The organism is Jiulongibacter sediminis, from assembly GCF_001306455.1.
In the GTDB taxonomy this organism is placed as follows: Bacteria; Bacteroidota; Bacteroidia; order Cytophagales; family Spirosomataceae; genus Jiulongibacter; species Jiulongibacter sediminis.
Genome location: NZ_LGTQ01000010.1, coordinates 1 through 21,362, shown reverse-complemented (window position 1 = coordinate 21,362; position 21,362 = coordinate 1). Strand labels below are relative to the sequence as shown.

Here is a 21,362-nt window from a genome sequence, read left to right as displayed (position 1 = left end):
AAAGCTTTGTGCTATCTTTGTGTACTTTCCTAAAATTAACACCAGTTGACAAGAAACACGATAAGACTGATTATTGTACTTGGCAGTCTTGCCATAGCCGGAATTCTGGCCGTACAAATTTACTGGGTAAAACGGGCATATGATATCGAAAGTGCCAAGTTTCGTCAAACAGCCATTCATGCATTAAGTGAGGTGGCAAATAATATTTCAAGGGTTTATGAGCTGGCTGATATTGAAAACCCTGTAGAACAGTTATCATCAGATTATTACGTTGTCAATTTAAGAACCCCACTTGATGCCGAGGTACTGGAGCATTACCTGAAACTGGAGTTTAAAGAGCACGATCTGAATACTGATTTTGAGTATGGTATTTACGATTGCGATACTGATGAAATACGGTATGGAGCCCGGGTTACGGCCAATTTTGTGACGAACACAGAGGAGCCGATTGTGCTCCCTAAAACTGATAAGTTTCTCAATTATTTCGCTGTTAAATTCCCTAACAGCAGTGAAATGCTTTTCAAAAACCTTGATTTCTGGATTCTTTCCTCGCTGATAACTTTACTGGTTATGGGCTTTTTTGTTTACGCCATGGTGGTGATTCTGCGTCAGAAAAGACTTAGTGAGGTGCAGCGAGATTTTGTGAATAATATGACTCATGAGTTTCAGACACCTATTTCAACCATCAGGGTAGCAACGGATGTTCTAACTCAACCCAAAATTCTGGATCAGCCCGAGAGACTTAAAAAGTATGTCCAGATTATCCGTCAGGAAAACAATAGACTGAAAAGCCAGGTAGAAACAGTTCTTACCACCGCCAAAGTCGGAAGAGGAAAGCTACAATTAGATGTTCAGATGCAGGAACTTCACTCATTGATCAATGAGGTTCTGGAAGGCGTAAAAGCTGAGCATGGTGAGGGTCTTAAATTAAAACTAAATGCAGACAGAACTACCATTTTTGCTGACCGTGTTCATTTGCTTTCAGTCATCAGAAACCTTGTAGAAAATGCGATAAAATACTCTAAAAAGCCTTTTGAGATTACTGTTGAGACAAAAAATACACAAAACGGCATCATTTTGTCTGTAAGTGATAAGGGTATCGGGATTCCGAAGGAGTACCTGAATAAGATTTTCAATAAGTTTTACCGGGTGCCTACAGGCAATGTGCATAATGTAAAAGGCTTTGGTCTTGGGTTAAACTATGTGCAGCAGATTGTCAAGGCACACAAATGGACTATTAATGTAATAAGTGAATATGGTGAAGGAAGTACCTTCAGTATTCATATACCACAAGAAAACTAGAAATGGCAAAGATATTATATGTCGAAGATGACGAAAATCTGGGTTTTGTAACCAGGGATAACCTTGAGGAAGAAGGCTTTGAGATTGTACATTATCCAGATGGAAAAGAGGCCTTTAAAAACTTCAAAAAAGACAAGTTTGATCTGTGCCTTTTGGACGTAAATCTCCCGGAATTAGATGGGTTTTCTCTTGCTGAAAAAATCAGAGAGCAGAATCAGCACATCCCGATCATTTTCCTGACCGCAAAAACTCTTCAGGAGGATAAAATAGAAGGTCTCAAAATTGGTGGTGATGATTATATCACCAAGCCATTTAGTATTGAGGAGCTGACTTTGAGAATCAAGGTTTTCCTTAAAAGAAGTACTATCGCCGATGAAGAAGAGGAGACAGGTGAGTATGAAATCGGGAAATTTCAGTTTTCTTATCCTCAATTAATTCTTGACTCGGAAGAAGGTGAGCAAAAGTTGACTCATAGAGAAGCTGAGGTGCTGAAGTTTTTATGTGACCGTCAAAATAAGGTCATAAAAAGAGAGGATATCCTGACTCAAATCTGGGGCCGTGATGATTATTTTTTAGGCAGAAGCCTCGATGTGTTCATCACCAGAATCAGAAAGATGCTGAAGTCAGATGATAATCTGAAAATTGAAAATGTTCATGGTGTGGGTTTCCGGTTTATTACGGAATAGCCTAATCAGGGTATAACTAAAAGGCCTTCTCAAAATATCTTTGGGAAGGCCTTTTTCTTTTATCAGTTCTGTTTTTCAATCCATTTGCGGGCATTGACAAAAGCTTCGAGCCATGGGCTCACTTTGTCCGCTTTTCTATCCTCAGGGTAATAGGCCCAGTTCCAAGGGAACGTTGACCGCTCAATATGCGGCATGGTGACCAGATGGCGACCGGTTTTGTCGCACATCATTGCCGTATTATAATCGGAACCATTCGGGTTTGAAGGGTATTCTGCATAACCGTATTTTGCTACGATATCATACTCATCTTCTAATTTAGGCAGGTTGAATTTACCCTCACCATGTGAAACCCATACACCAAGTGTGGCACCTTCCAGAGTAGAAAGCATCACAGAATTATTCTTTTGAACCGTTACAGAAGTAAAAATACTTTCATGTTTATGGCTATCATTATGAAGCATTTTACCGTGAACGTCATGTTCGGGGTTGATCAATTCCAGTTCCATAAATAACTGACAACCGTTACAGATACCAACTGAAAGCGTATCTTCTCTTTTGAAGAAATTTTTCAACGCTGTATTCGCCTTTTCATTATACAGGAAGGCCCCGGCCCATCCTTTGGCTGATCCTAAAACATCTGAGTTAGAGAATCCGCCTACTGCTCCAATGAATTGAATATCTTCCAGTGTTTCACGTCCGCTGATCAAATCAGTCATGTGAACGTCTTTGACATCAAAACCAGCCAGATACATAGCATTAGCCATTTCACGTTCAGAGTTAGAACCCTTCTCACGAATAATAGCAGCTTTAGGCTTCCCGTTCGTAGTAATTGTAGGCTTCGCACCAGAATGCTGAGCAGGGAATGAATAAGTGAGCGGCTGATCCTTATAATTTAGGTAACGGGCGTCTGCAGTTCCGTTGGCTGATTGTTTCTGATCCAGCAGCCAACTTGTTTTATACCAGATATCTCTCAGCTGAGGAATGTTCAGTTCAATATGCTCCTGACCATTATTGATACTAACTGTTTGACCTGTTTTTGGTGAACCAATTTTAATTAATTCAATTCCTTTGGATTCAAATGCTTTTTCAACGGACTCATTTGCCTGAATAACAACAGCAATATTTTCATTGAATAATGCTTTTACAAAATCACTTTCTCCCAGGCCGGTCAGGTCAATATCAGCTCCAAGGTTTACTTCAGAGAAGGTCATTTCCAGCAATGTGGTAACTAAACCGCCACTGCCAACATCATGTCCGGAATGAATGTTTCCAGCTTTAATTTGTTCTTGAAGCGTATTGAAGGCTGTTTTGAAGTGAGCCGCATCTTTGATGGTTGGGGCTTCTGTTCCAATTTTATTGAGAATCTGGGCGAAAGAGCTTCCTCCCAGTTTCAGTTTATCTTTTGAGAAATTTAGGTAATACAGATTTCCGCCATTGGCTTTCAGAACGGGCTCTACCACCTGGTTGATATCATCACAATGACCAGCAGCTGAAATAATTACTGTACCTGGTGAAAGCACTTCCTGGTCGGCATATTTCTGCTTCATAGAAAGTGAATCTTTACCTGTCGGGATATTGATGCCTAATTCAATAGCAAAGTCAGAACAAGCCTCCACTGCGTCATATAAGCGGGCGTCTTCACCAGCATTTCGGCAAGGCCACATCCAGTTAGCCGAAAGGGAAACAGATTTGAGACCATCTTTTAACGGAGCCCACACTATGTTAGTCAGTGACTCACCAATAGAGTTTCTTGAACCGGCCTGAGGGTCAAGAATCGCAGACACGGGAGAGTGCCCTATACTTGTAGCTAAACCTTCTTTGCTTTTAAAGTCGAGGGCCATTACACCAACGTTATTCAGCGGCAGCTGTAAAGGGCCGGCACATTGCTGTTTTGCCACACGGCCACCCACACAGCGGTCCACTTTATTTGTAAGCCAGTCTTTACAGGCTACGGCTTCCAATTGAAGCACTTGCTCTAAGTACTCCTGAATATTTGAAGATGAATAGTCCAGGTCAGCATACTTGCGGTTAACCATTTGGTCTTCCATGATGGTTTTTGGCGAGCTGCCGAACATGTCGGCAATAGCAAAATCCATTGGTTTCGCACCAGTACTTTTTGATTCAAACGTAAAACGGTGATCACCGGTGATATCACCTACAGTGTACATAGGTGAGCGTTCCCGATCAGCAATCGTTTTTAACGTGTAAATATCTTTCTCGCCAATTACTAGTCCCATTCTTTCTTGAGACTCGTTACCGATAATTTCTTTGGCCGATAGGGTAGGGTCACCAACAGGTAAAGCGTCGAGATCAATTTTACCTCCGGTTTCTTCCACCAATTCTGACAAGCAGTTGAGGTGCCCACCAGCTCCGTGATCATGAATAGAAACGATGCTGTTATTGTCGCTCTCCACCATGCCTCTGATGGCATTGGCCGCCCTTTTTTGCATCTCAGGATTTGAACGCTGAACGGCATTGAGCTCAATACCTGAACCAAATTCACCGGTATCAGCAGAAGAAACGGCAGCCCCGCCCATACCGATACGGTAGTTTTCGCCTCCGAGTACCACTACTTTATCACCAATTTTTGGTTGGTTTTTGAGAGCATGTTCTTTTTTACCGTATCCGATGCCGCCGGCAAGCATGATGACTTTATCAAAACCAAGCTTTCGGGCATCTTGGGCCTGATCGTTGGCTTCATCGTGCTCAAAAGTCAGTAATGAACCGGCAATCAGAGGTTGCCCGAATTTGTTCCCAAAATCAGAAGCACCATTGGAGGCTTTGATAAGAATGTCCATAGGGGTTTGGTACAGCCAAGGACGTTCCTTCATACCCTTCTCCCATGGTCTGTCTTCTGCCAGGCGTGAATAAGATGTCATATAAACAGCGGTACCAGCCAAAGGCAGAGAGCCAATTCCACCTGCCAGACGGTCACGAATTTCACCACCGGATCCAGTGGCCGCTCCGTTAAAAGGCTCCACCGTAGTCGGGAAATTATGAGTTTCCGCTTTTACAGATAATATTGATTCAAATTCTTTCTCCTCGTAATAGTCTGGTTTCTCCGGTGATTTTGGAGCGAACTGTGTAACCTTTGGTCCTTTTAAAAAAGCGACGTTGTCTTTGTAGGCCGATACAATGTCATTCGGGTTTTCCTGAGAGGTTTTTTTGATCAGTTTGAAAAGCGAGCTTGGTTTGGCTTCGCCATTGATCACAAAGGTGCCATTGAAAATCTTATGACGGCAATGTTCAGAATTGACCTGAGAGAAACCAAAGACTTCGGAGTCCGTAAGGTTTCTACCCAATTTTTGAGCGAGTTCTTCAAGATATTTGACCTCATCCTCACTAAGAGCTAATCCTTCCTTTTGATTGTAGGCCTCAATATTTTCAATTTCCAGAATGGCCTCCGGCTTTACATTGATAGTGTAAATCTCCTGATTCAGTTCGCTGTATTTTTGAGAAAGCATTGGGTCAAAACCCGTAAAACCTTCATCAACAGAGTGAAATTCCTCAATCCGGATAATGCCCGAAATGGCCATGTTCTGCGTTATTTCAACTGCATTGGTACTCCAAGGAGTGATCATTGCGGCTCTGGGCCCCACGAAATTGCTCGTCAGTTTGGCCGACGCATCATTTGTTTTAGAGTTTTCAGGTGAGCTGTTAAAAAGCCAGTGCAGCTTTTTGAGGTCTTCTTCAGCGAATTTTTCGATTGATTGAACAGCAAATACGGTGTTAGAAGGGGCACCAAAAAAGTGAATCATTCCGGAATGTGATTGAGCTTTGAAAAAGAAAGTGCAAAGTTAACAGAAATGGAAAGATTTCCTTTTGAACTATCGCAATGAAATGCTGTATGAATTGGATAATTCTCTGCATTGGACTTTTAGGAAGGCCTTCCAGATTATTTATTCTGAAGGTTTTAACTGGCTGGGCAAATAGCCCATTGTTCTTTTAAAGGCGGTTGTAAAATGCTGTGGATGAGAAAAGCCAACCTCATAAGCGGCCTGGGCGATAGATCGACCATCTTCTGTTATGAGTTTAATAGCTTGCTCCATGCGTATGGAAGTAATGTATTTGAAGATTGTTACCCCGTAGACTTTCTTAAAATCCCTTTTCAGTTTTGTGGCATTGAAACCCGCTACTTCGGACAGGTCAGGAATTCTTAGGGAATTCTCAAGATTTTGACGAATATGATTCTCCACATTCACCAAAGCCAGATAATCAGCATTTGGTATCTGAACCCTTTTTTCGAGTGTTTTATTCGGGTCTCTTTTGAGGAAAAAGTCGATGAGCAAAACTGTCAGAGAGCTTTCTACGTACTTATGCCATGCTCTGCCCTGATAGGGGCAAAGCAAAATATCCATGATTTTATTGCGGATATGCGGAGGTATAAATTTGCTTTTATCCCAATGCTGATAAGCCGAATTATTGTTCAACGCTTCAGAAAGTCGGGGTAAAGTTTTTCCGATTTTGTCGCCTAGTATTTGACTTAATACCTCAGGCCTTAGAAAAATCTCAAAAGCCTTTGATTTTTGTGTTTCGTAAAACTCTTTCCCGGGAGATTTCGGCAAGTAGAAGATGTTGCAATGATTTTCAGGTATCTGAACCTTGAAGCCAATGTGTCGTACTGGTTGGTAGGCATACGTTCCTTCGAGAGAGAAATGAAGTTTTAAAACAGGTTCATCCGATTGAATTTCAATTTGACTATTCTTAGTTAGTTCAACCGAGTCATGCTTAAAATTCAAATTGCTGATTAAGGCCAGATTGTTGTCAGAGTTAACTACCACAACATTATACTGAAGACTATTATTCAGGAAACCTTTTTGAAAAAGTTCTTTTGGATTCAGCTTTCTTTTAAGGGCATCTTCACTCATTACTTCCTTTCGCGTACTTAAAAATTCCTTTTACGGTATTCACCAATGGACCGGAGAAGTACCTTTGCAAAAGTATTTATTTAGACTAAGTATAAATAAAAATAAAGACGTTTTTGCCTTATGCGGGGAGTTATAGCGGGTATAATCCTACTTTTTATACAGCAAGTACAAGGACAGCAACCGACGGGAACTATTACTGGAAAAATTAATAATAGCTCAGGTGAGCCTATGTCATTTGCCAGTGTTAGCATCAGAGGTTTAAACCTTGCGGCCCTTTCAAACGATAAGGGTGAGTATTCTTTGAAGAATGTTCCATCAGGTCGGCATACTGTTGAAGTAAATTATGTCGGATTTGCCGGCCAGGCCAAAACAGTCGAGGTTAAGACAAGTTCAGCCTCTCTCAAAGTGGATTTTGAGCTATCTGAAGAAGCGGGTGACTTGGAAGAGGTTTTGATCAGGGGGAAATCAGAAGAGACTGAAATTGAGACTCGCGGTTTTGCTGTCAATGTAGTGAAGACTAAAGAAGCCAGTCTCAGGAATATTCAAACCAACGAGCTGCTAAATACCACGGTTGGTGTAAAAATACGTCAGAATGGAGGTCTGGGTTCGGATGTTCAATATAGCTTAAATAGCCTGTCGGGCAGTTCTGTTCGCATATTTATTGATGGAATTCCTATTTCAATCTACGGTTCCTCTTTTAACCTGAACAGTATTCCACCGGCAATGATTAAAAACATTGAAGTGTATAAAGGAGTGGTTCCGGGCCATTTGGCTGATGACGCTTTGGGTGGAGCTATAAACATTGTTTTACATAAAAGTGCCCGTACAAACTTTAATGCTTCGGCTTCCTATGGTTCATTCAATACCTTTCAGACTAATGTCAACAGGCTGTATCGTTTTCAAAACTCAGGGTTTACCGTAAAGGCCAGTGCTTTCCATAATTATTCTGATAACGATTACAAGGTTTCAGGTAGAAGTGTGGTTGTTACCGGTTTGGGCGGAGTGCAAACCCCGATTACCGCCAGAAGGTTTAATGATGCCTACCGCTCATCAGGCGGAATATTTCAATTGGGTTTCACTGATGTCAAATGGGCAGATCAGTTTTATCTGGGGGTAACGGGGGCAGATGATTACAAGGAAGTGCAGCATGGAGCTTTCATGACCATAATTCCGTATTTCGGAAGATATGTGGAGTCTCAGGCTCTGCTGGCTACCCTTTCGTATCAGAAAAGAGACTTAGTCAAAGGGCTTGATCTTAATATCAATGGGACTTATGGAAAGCGTGACCGTTTTGTAAGTGATACATTAGCCGCAGCTTACAGCTGGAATGGTGAGCGGGCCATTGATTTTAGGGGAAATGTGTTTGAGTATGTCTGGCGATCGCAGCAGGAGGGTGGACCTACACTATTAAATATTGACCGAAACGTGGCCTCCGTCAGGTCAGGTTTATCGTATCGGATAAACAGAAATCATAAACTTTTACTGAATCATGTTTACAGTGGAATTGAACGTGAGGACAGCGACGCCCTGGTTTCACTGCTCGAGAGCACTTTTGTTGGTATCCGAGATTTGTCTAAAAATATCTTCTCGTTTACCTATGAGCTTTCAGCTTTTAATGAAAGGCTTAAAACCAGCCTTTTTGGAAAATACTATCAGCAGGAAACTACAAGCGTTGACCCTGCAATTAAGCAAGGGCCGGATGGTAAAAGGATTATCGTGGATGAGGTTGTGAGCAGCAATAAAACTTACGACGGCTACGGTTTTGCTTTGTCCTATATGATTAACAAAAACTTTACCTTATTAACCTCAGCAGAGAAAGCGGTTCGGCTACCGAATGAGACCGAAATATTTGGGGATGACGGTGATAATGTAATTGCCAACTCTAGTATCAAACCTGAGCTAAGCAATAATTTCAATTTCGGGTTCAGACTAGGAACCTTTAAACTAAAGCGTCATCAAGTTACAGTTTCAACCAACCTATTTGCCAGAAACATCAAAGACCGCATTGGTTTGCCTATTGAGACTTCACTTAATGTGGATGATGAACTTATTCTTTACGTAAACCAAGGCAGCGGTACTTCAAAGGGAATTGATGCACAATTGAATTATACCTACAACAGAAATCTAGGCTTCGATTTTAATATTTCGCGATTTGATCTCAAAGTAGAAAGTAGGGGTGTGGAGGTAGATGTACCCAATACTCCGTTTTTTACCATGAATGCTGCTTTACGCTACTCTGTTAAAGATTTTATTAAGGATAAGTCAAGGTTGAATCTATTCTACACGGCGTATTTCACAGATGAGTTCTCTTATCTGACAGCTCAGGGGGCAAATACCGTAGGTAATGAATTCTTCAATGTTCCTCGTCAATTATCTCAGGATATGGGACTTAGCTATATGTTTCCTAAAAGCAGGATGGTCCTGAGTTTCGATATTAAAAACATTTTTAATCAACCGGTTTATGACAATCTATCAGTTCAAAAACCGGGAAGAGCTTTTTACGTTAAACTAAATTATTCGATCAATAAATTTTAATTCAAAACACAGTAATGAGAAAGTATATTTTAACAATGAAAAACCTGGTTTTTACAGCGTTCCTTACCGTGCTGAGTGCTTGTACGACAAACGAACCTAACGTAGAACCCGACCCAGATCTGGATGAAACAAGATGGATTACCATAGCGGCCGCCAAAATGGGAGAAAACCCTGGAGACGGAAATGGAGGAACTTTGATTTACTCTTTGTCAACGGAGGATGCGAAAAACCCTGAATTTTCAATTGCTCCTTTTGATAATGGTTTCATCGTTCCGTCAAACCGAACGGCAAGACTACAGGCTTCAGAGGACGGTAAACTAATTTTCAATATCAGCTATGCTGGAGATACAGGAGGAAACTATACCAAATATACCGTAGAAGGTGGTCAGACATTTACCCCTACGGGTTCTGAAGTGAGTATAGCTCCTTATGTGGGTACAGCTCCAAGATGGATCAAGCTTTTTGACGGAGATAAAACGGGATCGGCTGTTTATGTATCTGCTGAGGCTCAGTTCAATGACAACGGTACCCCTGATGACGTGAGCGATGATACCTATCTGCGTCATGAAGCTACTATGGGTGTGGTTACGCTTGATTTGGTAAACTCTCAAATTATTAATTTTGAGGAGTCAAGTATAGCACTAAGTGCTGAAGAAGAGGCACTGGGATATTATATCTCCAGAATTGATATGCCAACCCTGAATGCTGCTGGAAATAAACTTTATATAGGTGCCCGTCTGAGTAAAGTAGATCCTTCAACCGGTGAAACCGACAGAAATGGAGACATTTTGCCTTCAAAGACTATCGTTCTTGACTACCCTTCTTTGACAAACCCGACTGTAATTACCTCTGGTGTAGGCCTTGGTAATACCAATGGCTACCGTAGCATTAATGCTTTTGAATACAACGGTAGTGTATATCAGGCAAACCAAGGAGACCCGAATGGCTCTCATATCCTTAGAATCGGTGCAAATAATCAATATGATGATTCATATGTTTTTAGTCTGGACGACGCCTTGGGAGTAGAAGGAGCTTACGTTTTGGCCTGGAGACCAGCGGCTAATGGTAAAGCTGTCTTGGCTTACCGTCATAATGGTTCTGCCGAAGGAGTAGCCGGTGCTCAGGGTTTCTTTGCTCTGATTGACCTAAATACAAGAACAGCTACTAAGTTGGATGCTATTCCATATGATCCGGATTTCTACTTGTTCCAATATCAGGGTTTCGCTGTAGATGGCAACGAAATCTATTTAACACAAGCACCTGTTGGGCAAAACGGGAATATCTACGTGGTGGATACTGAAACCGGGACGGTTACCAAAGGTGCGGAGTTGGTCAATGTACAAGGCAGCCACTTTATTGGGGCTTTCTAGTTGGTGAAAGATGCAAAGTGAAATGATGAAGCCACAGTCGAGACTTACATTTTTCAAAAAATCAGCACAGAAAAGGCTCCCTTTATTTCCGAATATTCAGGAGCCTTTTGCTTTGAATGTGAAGCTTTTTTGTATTCAATTTATGAGGAGAATCATTTGTTTTTCTTGGTGTTCGATAGTTCTTTTGCGTCTTATTTAAAATAAATCTAAATAAGAAGTGTTGGCATAAAAGTTGGCAGTTCTGATTTTGAAGTGAAAATAATTAACAGATGAAAAAAAGTATTTTAGTCATCCTAAGTCTATGTGCCTGGTTTACTTCTCAGGCTCAGAATGTCTTTCATGACAGAGGTTTTTGGGCGAAAAAACCGACCATTGCCATGATTGAAGCTGAAATCGCGAAGGGTAATGATATCACTGAAATGGGCCCCGGAGGCTGGGATGGACCATTGCTGGCCATTATGGCTGATAATGATTATGACGTTATCAAACATATTCTTGACAAGCCAGGCATTGATGTTAATGTGAATACTCACCATTCTCAAAACTATTTGATTTGGACCACCATGAAGGGGAATTTACCTGTAATGGAGCTTCTTGTAAAGAAAGGCTCGCGTACAGATATTATCAACAGCCATGGGCAAAGTTTGCTCATGCATGCGGCTATGGCTAAACCTGATAAGGCTGTGTACGATTTCTGTATTGCCAATGGTGGTGATATCGTTAACGACAAAGACGAGCAGGGCAGAAACGTTATGCTTTCAGCTGTCAGTGGATTAACAGATATAAGCTTTCTCGACTACTTTCTTTCAAAAGGGCTGTCACTTGACGACACTGATAAGGACGGAAATGGTCTGTTTCATTATGCTGTGCAGGGAGGAAACATTTCTTTGCTGAAAGGTTTGGTAGCTAAAGGTGTTTCAGTAAAACCAAATAAACTTGGCGAAAATGCTTTTGCTTTTGTGGGTAGAGGAAGAGGAGCTAGAATGAGTATTGAGCTGCTTGAGTACCTCAAAAGTTTAGGTCTCGATCCGGCATTGCCGAATGCTCAGGGGAGAACACTGGCTCATACCGCAGCACAGGCTGGTGCCTCAGAAGAAATCTTCAAGTTTTTGGAGGACAATAATATTGATCTTGGTAAGTCGGATGATAATGACAATACCCCTTTGATGGCGGCAGCCCACAGAGGTAATGTTGAGCTATTGAAACGTTTACTGGAAAGCAATTCTGTGAATTTTGTAAACCGAGACGGAGAATCTGCATTAGTTAATGCTGTAGCTTTGAATTCTCCGGAGGCCGTAAACCTACTGATAGAGGCTGGTGGTGATGTGGGAATCATGAGTAAAGAAGGCGATGACCTCTATGGTGTTCTTATAGGATCATACCGCTCAGGCAGAAACAGTATAGATCGAGTTAAGGCACTAATTTCAATTCTTGAAAACAATCGTCTTCAAATGCCTTTAGATGGTAGTTTACTTCACAAAGCTTTTAAGAAAGATGATGAAGAGCTGCTCAGTTTATTAATCGAGAAAGGAATTGATATCAATGCCAAAGACAATGATGGTAACACCATTCTTCATTATGCCGCTATGCAGGCAAAAGACATTGCACTTGTAGAAAGGTTGATTGAAAAGGGGGCTGATCCTGAAATAAAAACCGAGTTTGATGAGTCAATTCTAGACCTATTAAAAGCAAACGAAGCGATTAATTTGGAGGAGACAAACACTGACTTTTTGAACAAATGATGAAATTAAAGATACTTGCTCTATTGGGCTTTTTAACCTTCTCAGGATTTACCTCAAAACCTGCAGACGTTAATTTTAAATGCCTTGTACAGTTAACAAACTATTCAGGGGAAGGTGCTTACGTTGCGGTTTCATTACTGGATGCCACAGGAAAATATCAGAAGACGCTTTACATCTTTGGTAAAGAAAAAAGGTGGTATGATGATCTCACATCCTGGTGGAAATTTTATTCTGCAAAACATGAGTCGGTAGATGCCATCTCAGGGGCCTCCATTACTCCCGGGAGTCGCAAAGTCTTCTCTTTCAGTCTTGATGACGCTTATTTTAACAAGGGTTATAAACTTCGTTTTGAAACCGCTGTTGAGAATCAGGATTATAAGGAGAAAGACCTTGAATTCGAATTTTCTTCAGCCAATGTGGGTAAAAGTCTGAATGGAACAGGTTACATCAGGTATGTAAAACTGATTGGTTCTTAATGAAGGGTAAAGGTTGGAGAAAACTCCATTATCTTCTGGCTGCTGTTGCCGGTTTTTTCATTCTTTTAGCTTCCGGCACTGGGCTAATCCTGTCTATTGAGCCTTTTGTTCTTCATCAATATGCTGTTTCCGGCGAGATTGATAAAAATCTGAAGTTCAATGAGTTACAAAATAAGTTGCAAGAGGATTTTTTGGAAGTTTTTAGTCTGGAAAAAGACTCCTACGGTAATATTAAAATAGAAGGTATCGGTTTAGAGGCTGATGGTACTTTTTTTCTCTCGGCCAATTCCGGTGAAATAGTTGAAGCTCCGCAACCTGTGGCTACAGTTTTTAATTTTTCCCGAGACCTTCACCGCTCTTTATTTCTCAAAACTCCGGGAAGAGTATTGATGGGGATCACCTCATTTGCTATGCTTTTTCTAGCCATCAGTGGTATTGCCCTATGGTTAAAAAGAGCTGGTGGGGTAAGGGGTGTATTAAAGTCAATTCCAATTATTGAATTTAACCGTGACAGGCATGCGTATTGGAGCAGGCTTTTTATTCTTCCCATTATTTTCATTGCTGCCTCTGGTCTTTACCTCTCAATTGATCGTTTCGCTGAATTAGGAAAGGAGAGTACAACATCATCGAAAACCAGACCTCTACTATCGGATATAAAACTCAAGGATGTCGATGCCGTAGTTTTTCCGGTTATGGAGGAAGAGCCGCTCATTATTGAGACCAAATCAGGTGCTGCTCATTATGTGAATGGTGAGTTGTTAGAATTTTACCCTAAAGCCACCTCTGCCAATCTCCGGAAATGGAGTTTTATGGTTCATACTGGCGAAGGCAGCAGACCTATCGCTTTGATATTGGGCCTATCTTCTCTGGTTCTCCTATTTCTTACGTATTCAGGTTTTAGGATGCTTCCGGCTGCTTTGAAAAAACGTGGTAATAGCCAAGAAGACATAGAAAATAAGGATTTGATAATCGCCGTGGGTTCTGAAACAGGACATACCTGGCGGTTTGCCGAGTCTCTTTCAAAGTCTTTAAGTGCTTGCGATATTGATCATGCTTTGATCGGTATGGATCAACTCAAAAACTGTAAGGGTGAGAAGACTATTCTTTTTCTGGTTTCAACATACGGAGACGGTGAAGCACCGGGAAATGCCGAAGATTTTGAGTCGAAAATTCAAGATATTTTTGCCGAAGCGGAACGTTTGAATTTTGGTGTACTTGGCTTTGGCTCAACAGATTATCCGGCTTATTGTGCTTATGCAAAGGAATTGAGAAACCAATTGCTCTCCATCAAAAATAGTAGAGAGGTTATGCCTTATGAAACGGTGAATAACCGTTCGGTCTCCGACTTTGTCGAGTGGGTAAAAGGGCTCAATAAGTCAATGAATTATCAATTAAAGATTGACACGGCAGCTCTGAACCCAGAAAGGCGTAAGCAATTGTCTTCATTTGAGGTTTTGGATAAGAAGGAAATCACCGAGCTGCTATTTCTTAGAATTGACCTTGACAAATCCTCTTATGTACGATCCGGTGATCTTTTGGCGGTTTATCCTCCTGATGAGAATATTGAACGCTATTATTCTATTGCCATTGATCCTGAAACGAAAGATATGATTTTATTGGTGAAGCCAACCGGGCTTTGCTCAAACTACCTTGCAAGCCTTAGTGCCGGAGACAAATTTGAGGCTTTCGTTAAAAGAAATCCGTCTTTTTATAAACCAGAGGGTTCTGTTCTTATGATTGCCAATGGAACGGGTATTGCTCCTTTTCTGGGAATGCTGACACCGTCTGATTCGCTATTTTGGGGCTGCAAATACCGGAGACAACATGATTTGATTCATTCGTTTTTTGAAAATCAAAACGTCAATATCACTTATTCTAAAGAAGCCTCAAAGGCTCATGTGCAGGATCTTCTGTCAGAAGAGAAGAATATGATTGAGAAGGTTCTGAAGTCAAATGGCAGCATTATGATTTGTGGATCGCTATCTATGCTGAAAGGAACAACCGAAGTGTTAAACCAGATTTTTACAGAAAGTGGTTTGCCTGATATCAGGGAATTGAAAAAACAAGGTAGGATTCTTATTGATTGCTATTGATCTTCAATCCTTTTGACAACAAAATCCTTTCTACTAATTATTGGATTTAGTAGTTCGTCAAAACCTTTGACTTCTATTACAAAAGTGCCTGTGATTTCAGAAGTCTGAAAAGGGAAAGTAAACTCTTTTCCGGGCTCCAGTTTCATTTCACTTATCCAGAGTAATTGTGTCCTGAAGTCTGGGAAATGAGGGTCACTTTGGTTTGATTGTGTAGTCAAATGGTTTAGTTGTGTACCAGCCACATCCATAATACTCACCGACTGATCTAGCTTAAACTCAGGCAGATTTCCGTTTTTGGAGTAAAAGGCAATGAGGCCGTTATAGACTTCTTTGTGATGATAATAGGGTTCTCTGAGTACATCAAGGTACTTCAGGTCTTTTGGATTATACCTCAAAAGTTGATCAAAGTCATTGACCGGAACACCGTCGTATAGCACCAATGGTTGACCGGGGAAGGGAATGTCAGTAGTTAATTCTTTTACCTGAATTTTAGTCCCACCTGTCTCTTTTCTGACATAGACCTCACTTACAAACTCTCTGAAAATATCCTCTACAGTCGGGAAGCGGACATAATTGTCAAGATCATACCGCACACTAGCCTGGGTGTAAAAAGGATGTGATTTTATCTCAATTTGTGCGGTACTATCCTTCAGGTAGGTCTTTGAAATCTGATTACTCAAATGGTACAAAGCCAAGTCAGTCGAATCGGTTTTCGCTTTACTTGTAAAAGGATGCTCTGTCTGAATTATCAATTCTTTCTTAAAAGAGTCATCCAGTTCTATCGCCGCATCTTTTTCAAGTGTACTGAAAAACAGCTCTTTGTCTCCATAAAAGTTGGGAATCTCCAGTCCGAAATGACCGGAACTGTCGGTTTGGGTACTGAAATAACGAACCGGCTTCTCCGGAATAGAGATATAAAGATTAGAGTAGGGTAGAGGCTTTTTGGTACTGAGCTGAATCAGCTTCCCCTGAATGCGTTTTCCTTCATATTCTGGTAAATATTTAAATTCGAATTGCTCAGGAAATGGTGGTTTTTCAAATTCGAAATGTGAAGGTTTGACCAGTTGGTCTACCCGGAAAATAGACACTGAAACCTGTGCGGCTCGCTCACTTTTTAGGCTTATTTGGTTGTGTTGTCTCGTTTTGAGTTTATCAGAAGCCAGTTTTATCTCAATGAAATTGCTGGTGGAATTGGTTGGATCAGCAGCCTTGATTTCCTTTGGTTTCTCAAACGTGTTGATGACTGAAATGGGCTTTCTTCCAAAGGTTGATTGACCAAAATTTCGCATCCAGCTGGTATAGGCAATCAATTCATAAATACCGGTGCCTAAGGAATCGGGTAACTCAATTTGACCTTCACTCAGGTCATTTTTCAGACTTATGGAGGTTCTGAAAACTTCCTGATTTTTAGGGTTGAGAAGCTGAACATAAGCGACTTTGCTCAGTCGGCTTGGTTGATTATCATTGACATCAAAAACCTTTAAACTAAAAGGAAGTATTGAGCCGGATACCGCATAATCTCTTACCGTTTGAATAGAAATGACCTCGTTGATATGGTCTTTACTTAGAAGTTTCTGGCCCTTTGAGCTTGTCAAAGCGATGCAAACCAGAAGTAATATTTTGAAGCTCTTTGACATATTAATCTGTTGGTTGTGGCCAAAAGTCCGGTTTGCCATTAAAACCATTTATCCGACAGTTCACACAAGGGGCAAGATCCGCTATAAAAAACGGCACTTGAGGGAAAGGAGCTGCATCAGAAGGGACATATGCGGGCAAAAAGCTATTCAAAACCCGATCTCGGATAATGTCGCTGGAGTTTGAGAATTGCTGCGGGTCGCAGGCGATAAACGGATTCCAGCCGGTAACCTCGCTGCGTTTAATGAAAATGCGTTTCTTTTTGACCGGACTTAAAACGGCATAACCAATGACGAGCTCATCAGGGATGTTGACCGAATGAATATTGCCGTATAAAATGGCAGGTTGAGGGTCAAAAATGGAACCGGTGAGCTCCGTATTTTTCTTCATCAAGTCAAAGAAATCGTAGGCTTTTCTGCTGATAGAAACCTGCTCTACTTCAATACTCCACAGCGTTTTAAATTTCGGAGAAGTGTTCTCTACAAAGGCAATAGGTTGTCTGAGGCGATTCTCCTGCTGCTGACGGGTATTATTGATCAGCAGTTCCCTTGAAAACTCCTGTTGCCAGCAATAATACATTGAGCTATCGAAATAGGGTTTACCATCCTTTTGAAGATAAACCACATTGTAAATTCTTCTGCCGGTGGCACTAACACTTTGTTCTATTTCCAGATACCTCCGGTATTCCGCAAAAGCCTCCCAGGTTTGGGTGTATTTCCAGAGATAGTTTTCGGTGCTGTTTTGCAAGTTATTATTGGTAGCCAATTCAATGTGAACACCATCACCTTCACGATGCCAGTAAACTGAATCAATTTCAGGGGTGTCAAAAACAGTAAGAGAATCAGAAAGATATTCCTGCCCGTTTTGAGTTTGAATTTTTAAAAAATAGGTACTTCCGGATGGTAAATCGGGTGAGTTAATGCCGTATTCTCCCGGAGCGTTTTCGCTAAAAATCAGGGTTTCCCCTGATGCGTTTAGAAGACTAACCGATGCCCCCTCTTCCTTGAAAGTGCTTCTGCTGCTAAGGCTGCCGGTTCTGCTAAGTTTTAAAGTAGATGATCCCGTACCTGAGTCAATGATGCCCTCCACCACTAAAATTCCTTCCTTTCCTACTTTCTCAGGAGCTTCAAATACCTCCTGGCAAGCCAAAAGGCTAAGCAGAATCAGAAATATGAGTGGGTGATATTTCATAAAAAACGGATGTTATAATTAATGTATGGAATGGCGGAGCCAAAAATAGAGAGTTTATAACCCTGCGTACGTCCCTCTTCGCTTACATAATAGACCGAATAAGGATTTTTACGGCCGGTGAGATTATAAACACCTAGGGTGACATCGCTGTGTGTCTTTTGATTCAGCTTGTGATTTCCATCAATTTTTAAACCAAGATCAGCTCTGAAATAGTCAGGAATGCGATATCCGTTTCGCTCAAGATAAAGCGTTCTGAATGACCCCGCATATTCAAAAACGCCCGATGGAACTGTAACAGGCCGACCGGTGGAATAGGAGACATTTGCAGAAAACCCGAATCGGCGTGTTAGGGCGTAATTTGCCACCGCAGTTAAATCATGAGGGCGGTCGTAATTGGCGGGGTAGTATTCACCGCGGTTTATAAGTTCACCTGCCAAAGGATCATCCATTTTTAACAGAGTTTTTGACCAGGTGTAGCCCAGCCAGCCATTCAGTTTTCCTTTGACTTTTCTGAGCAAAAATTCTACACCCCAGGCTTTGCCGGTAGTATTGATTAGGTCGGTCTCCAGACTTCGATTGAGCAATAATTGAGCTCCGCTCTTAAAATCAGGGAAGTTCCTGATTTGTTTATAGTAAGCCTCCAGAGAGATCTCATACATGTTTTGCTGTAGATTTCTATAGACACCTATGGAGGCCTGACGGCCGGATTGCGGCTTGATATTATTATCGCTAAGCTTCCAAATATCCGTTGGGGCTATGCTGGCTGTATTGCTTATGGCATGAATGTATTGCCGTGGCGTACCGATGGATGCCTTAAGTGAAGTCTGATTGGAAAGTAAATACCGTATAGCCACTCTCACCTCCGGAGCATGATAAAACTGAAGAGTTTTGCCTTTTTCAAATTGCTCTTCTGATAGCAAGGAAAGCTCAGTTTTTGGCTCATTTTTGTTATATTCTCTTAATATTTGAGGTCCCAAATATTGATAAAAGACATATCGTAAACCGGCCTCCAAAGTCCATCTATCATTTGGGGAGAAGGTTTCACTCAGAAAAATGCTAGTCTCTAAAGCCTGTTCATTATCAACAGACGAGGTTTGAGCCAACGACTCAGAGTGAGCAGGCTGGTAATCGCCTGGCTGAATTTGATAGAGCAAACTTTGAAAACCAAAATCTAAGGTATGTTGTGTGCCGGGCTGCCATCTCGCTTTTGATTTTAGGTAGGTCTGATTGATTCCAAAATCTATTTTGTAGGCACTTAATGGCTCGGCTCTGTCTGCCAGAGAAAAATTATAGTCGCTGGTTCCAACGGAAGTATTCCATTGAAAGCGAGTATTAAACTCCTTTTGCCAGTGCAATGAAAAGGCTTTATTGCCGTAGGCAATGGCTGTGCTTTGGGTCAATGTGAAATCGTCGTTACTCAGGTAGGCTGAAAAAAGGAGATGGCTTTTATCCCCTGTTTTTTGATGAACGTCAAGATTGACATCATAGAAGGAGGTTCTACTATCATTATAAGGCTCAGGTAACTTTTTGAGAAGCCAGTTGGTGTAAGTGGTTCGACCACCGAAAACGAAATTCGTTCCTTTTTGTCCCACCGGACCTTCGAGGAAAAGGCGACTGGTCAATAACCCAAGACCAGCTTTTCCATTAATTTTTTTACTATCTCCATCTTTTGAATTGACCGAAAGCACTGAGGCCAAGCGGCCGCCCAGGTCAATAGGAGCATGGCCTTTAAAGAGCTCTACATCTTTAACCAAATCGGGGTTAAAAGAAGAAAATATACCAAAAAAGTGTATGGGATTGATGATAGGGGTGCCATTAAAAAGTGTCAGGTTTTGGTCTGCCGATCCGCCTCTTACATTTAGTCCTGTGCTGGCCTCGCCCACAGTTTTTACCCCTGGCAAAGTGCTGATGGCCTTGATCACATCTGCTTCTCCAAAAACAACGGGGATTTGTTTAATGGTTTGAATATCAACTTTCTGGACGCCCATTCGTGTGCTTTGAACGTTGCTTTCCCGCTGTGCTGTCACCTTGGCCTCTTCAAGCTGAATGATATTATCCGCTAGTTCTACATTGAAAGTAGCTGAACCTAGCAACTCAATCTGGCGATAAGCCGGCGGCAAACCAACCTGAGTAAATCGGAGTCGGTGACGGCCCTTAGGTAATTGAAGCTCATAAAAGCCTTCAGCATCGGTCATTCCTCCGATGTTTCTGCCCTCAGAAAGTATGCTGACACCAGCCATACCTTCCAGCGTTTTACTATTTCTTATTTGACCCGTCAAAACAGTTTGTGTCGCATTGCCTTCACTCCCTAAAACATAGAGTTTATTCTCCCAAACCGCCCATTCCTCTGTACTGTCCGCTAATTGTTCCTTAGGTTGATAGACGGATTGAGATTCAATGGGCAATTGAAGATTAGGTAGTAAACCTCTTTTTAAAAACACCAGATTATTCACTTTCTGAAAGGAGATACCCTGCTCGGCAAATAGTTTTTGAAACAGTTGAGAATCTTTTTCAAAGTTTTTGGGCAAAGAAAATTTAAGTGAGTCTAACTCAGATTTGTCGAAGTAAAAGCGGTAGTTGGTATGCTTTTCCAGAACCTGAACAAGAGTGTCAATCCCACTCGTCTGAGCTTTGGCTCCGAAAGTCAGAGCAAGAATAAATGTAAGAAGAAACCATTTTCTCATTGAAGCACGGTGTTTTTAAAAAGTTCAATGAGATATTCATCGGGGCGAGTCCGAAAGTCTTTTTTTGAGTATTCTTTGCCTAAAATGGCAACGGCTTCTTTCTTTTTATTGATAGGGATTAACGCTCCTCCTTTGTTAATAAAATATTGATTTTCAGTCTCAATGCTTCTTTTGACCCCTTCCACCGCTCGGGTGATATCTTCCCGAATTATTTTCCTCGTCAATTTTATGAGCTTGGATTCCTCGTTCTCAGCAAGGATTTGATAAAAGAACGGATCTTGGTCGGAATCGCTGACTTTCAAAAAAGTGATTTCTTCAATTTCAAACTTGTCGATCAAGTCGGTCGCAAGCTCAATCATCCGGTAGTCATCTTTGAGAATGAGTTTCTGTTTTACCAGGTCAAGTTTTAAGGAAAGATCGATGTATTCAAGTCCATTATACCAAAGTCGTCCCTTTTGCCAGTCAGCTGATAGGAAATAGGCGTGAGCATTGTTCTGAATACGGAAGGAGTATCCCTTGTATTGTTTACCGGAGTAAATCTGAGCTTGCTGACCAATCTCAGATTGATAAAGCTTTAGCGTATTTTCAAAGGCAGTTTGAGCGAAAGCGGTTGCTGCTTGTATGAAGATTAAAAATGCAACGAGTTTGGCTCTGAAAGTCATCAGTTAAAGTTTAAGCCAAGGTAAGCTCATTTTCCGAATTGTAAAACCACAATATACCAATGCCAGAAATGGAGCGACGGTGTCATATTTATTTTCCGATACAAAAAGTAATCAATTG

General features: G+C 41.3%; 13 protein-coding genes. 7 read left to right on the top strand and 6 right to left on the bottom strand.

Going from position 1 to position 21,362, the window contains the following annotated elements; all coding sequences use genetic code 11:
* Window positions 1-45 precede the first annotated feature (45 nt).
* Window positions 46-1,302 carry a sensor histidine kinase gene (locus AFM12_RS13125; RefSeq protein WP_055148968.1) on the top strand — a complete coding sequence of 419 codons (1,257 nt, stop codon included), beginning with the start codon at window positions 46-48 and terminating at the stop codon, window positions 1,300-1,302.
* A gap of 2 nt (window positions 1,303-1,304) precedes the next feature.
* The gene (locus tag AFM12_RS13120; RefSeq protein ID WP_055148966.1) at window positions 1,305-1,988 is read left to right on the top strand and encodes a response regulator transcription factor; all 684 of its coding nucleotides are present in this window, start codon (window positions 1,305-1,307) and stop codon (window positions 1,986-1,988) included.
* A 62-nt stretch (window positions 1,989-2,050) separates the two neighbouring features.
* On the opposite strand, the gene purL is transcribed toward AFM12_RS13120, so the two are convergent.
* Both purL and AFM12_RS13110 read right to left on the bottom strand, forming a co-directional pair.
* Window positions 2,051-5,746 (bottom strand): phosphoribosylformylglycinamidine synthase, encoded by a 3,696-nt coding sequence (gene purL / locus AFM12_RS13115; protein ID WP_055148964.1) that lies wholly within the window; start codon window positions 5,744-5,746, stop codon window positions 2,051-2,053.
* A gap of 141 nt (window positions 5,747-5,887) precedes the next feature.
* Complete coding sequence (locus AFM12_RS13110) at window positions 5,888-6,856, bottom strand: helix-turn-helix domain-containing protein (protein ID WP_055148962.1); 969 nt, start codon at window positions 6,854-6,856, stop codon at window positions 5,888-5,890.
* Between the two features lie 120 nt (window positions 6,857-6,976).
* Between AFM12_RS13110 and AFM12_RS13105 the strand changes: the two genes are divergently transcribed.
* The 5 genes from AFM12_RS13105 to AFM12_RS13085 all read left to right on the top strand — a co-directional run bounded on the left by AFM12_RS13105 (window position 6,977) and on the right by AFM12_RS13085 (window position 15,072).
* Window positions 6,977-9,391, top strand: coding sequence for a TonB-dependent receptor (locus tag AFM12_RS13105; protein WP_055148959.1), 2,415 nt, complete (start codon window positions 6,977-6,979; stop codon window positions 9,389-9,391).
* Between the two features lie 14 nt (window positions 9,392-9,405).
* Window positions 9,406-10,761 (top strand): DUF4374 domain-containing protein, encoded by a 1,356-nt coding sequence (locus AFM12_RS13100; RefSeq protein WP_055148957.1) that lies wholly within the window; start codon window positions 9,406-9,408, stop codon window positions 10,759-10,761.
* A 269-nt stretch (window positions 10,762-11,030) separates the two neighbouring features.
* The gene (locus tag AFM12_RS13095) at window positions 11,031-12,503 is read left to right on the top strand and encodes an ankyrin repeat domain-containing protein (protein WP_055148955.1); all 1,473 of its coding nucleotides are present in this window, start codon (window positions 11,031-11,033) and stop codon (window positions 12,501-12,503) included.
* Window positions 12,500-12,979, top strand: coding sequence for a DUF2271 domain-containing protein (locus AFM12_RS13090; protein WP_055148953.1), 480 nt, complete (start codon window positions 12,500-12,502; stop codon window positions 12,977-12,979). The genes AFM12_RS13095 and AFM12_RS13090 overlap by 4 nt, the downstream gene beginning before the upstream one ends.
* Window positions 12,979-15,072, top strand: coding sequence for a PepSY domain-containing protein (locus AFM12_RS13085; RefSeq protein ID WP_055148951.1), 2,094 nt, complete (start codon window positions 12,979-12,981; stop codon window positions 15,070-15,072). The genes AFM12_RS13090 and AFM12_RS13085 overlap by 1 nt, the downstream gene beginning before the upstream one ends.
* Here AFM12_RS13085 and AFM12_RS13080 read toward each other — a convergent pair.
* The 4 genes from AFM12_RS13080 to AFM12_RS13065 are packed head-to-tail and all read right to left on the bottom strand — an operon-like array spanning window position 15,066 to window position 21,244.
* Window positions 15,066-16,709: a hypothetical protein gene (locus AFM12_RS13080; protein ID WP_055148949.1), complete on the bottom strand. Its 1,644-nt coding sequence runs from the start codon at window positions 16,707-16,709 to the stop codon at window positions 15,066-15,068. The two genes, AFM12_RS13085 and AFM12_RS13080, sit on opposite strands and share 7 nt — an antisense overlap.
* Window position 16,710: 1 nt before the next feature.
* The gene (locus tag AFM12_RS13075; protein WP_055148947.1) at window positions 16,711-17,898 is read right to left on the bottom strand and encodes a DUF4249 domain-containing protein; all 1,188 of its coding nucleotides are present in this window, start codon (window positions 17,896-17,898) and stop codon (window positions 16,711-16,713) included.
* A complete protein-coding gene (locus AFM12_RS13070) occupies window positions 17,895-20,582 on the bottom strand; it encodes a TonB-dependent receptor (protein ID WP_055148945.1) in 2,688 nt (895 codons plus the stop codon). Before AFM12_RS13070 ends, AFM12_RS13075 begins: the two co-directional genes overlap by 4 nt.
* Window positions 20,579-21,244, bottom strand: coding sequence for a hypothetical protein (locus AFM12_RS13065; RefSeq protein ID WP_055148943.1), 666 nt, complete (start codon window positions 21,242-21,244; stop codon window positions 20,579-20,581). Before AFM12_RS13065 ends, AFM12_RS13070 begins: the two co-directional genes overlap by 4 nt.
* Between the last annotated feature and the right edge of the window lie 118 nt (window positions 21,245-21,362).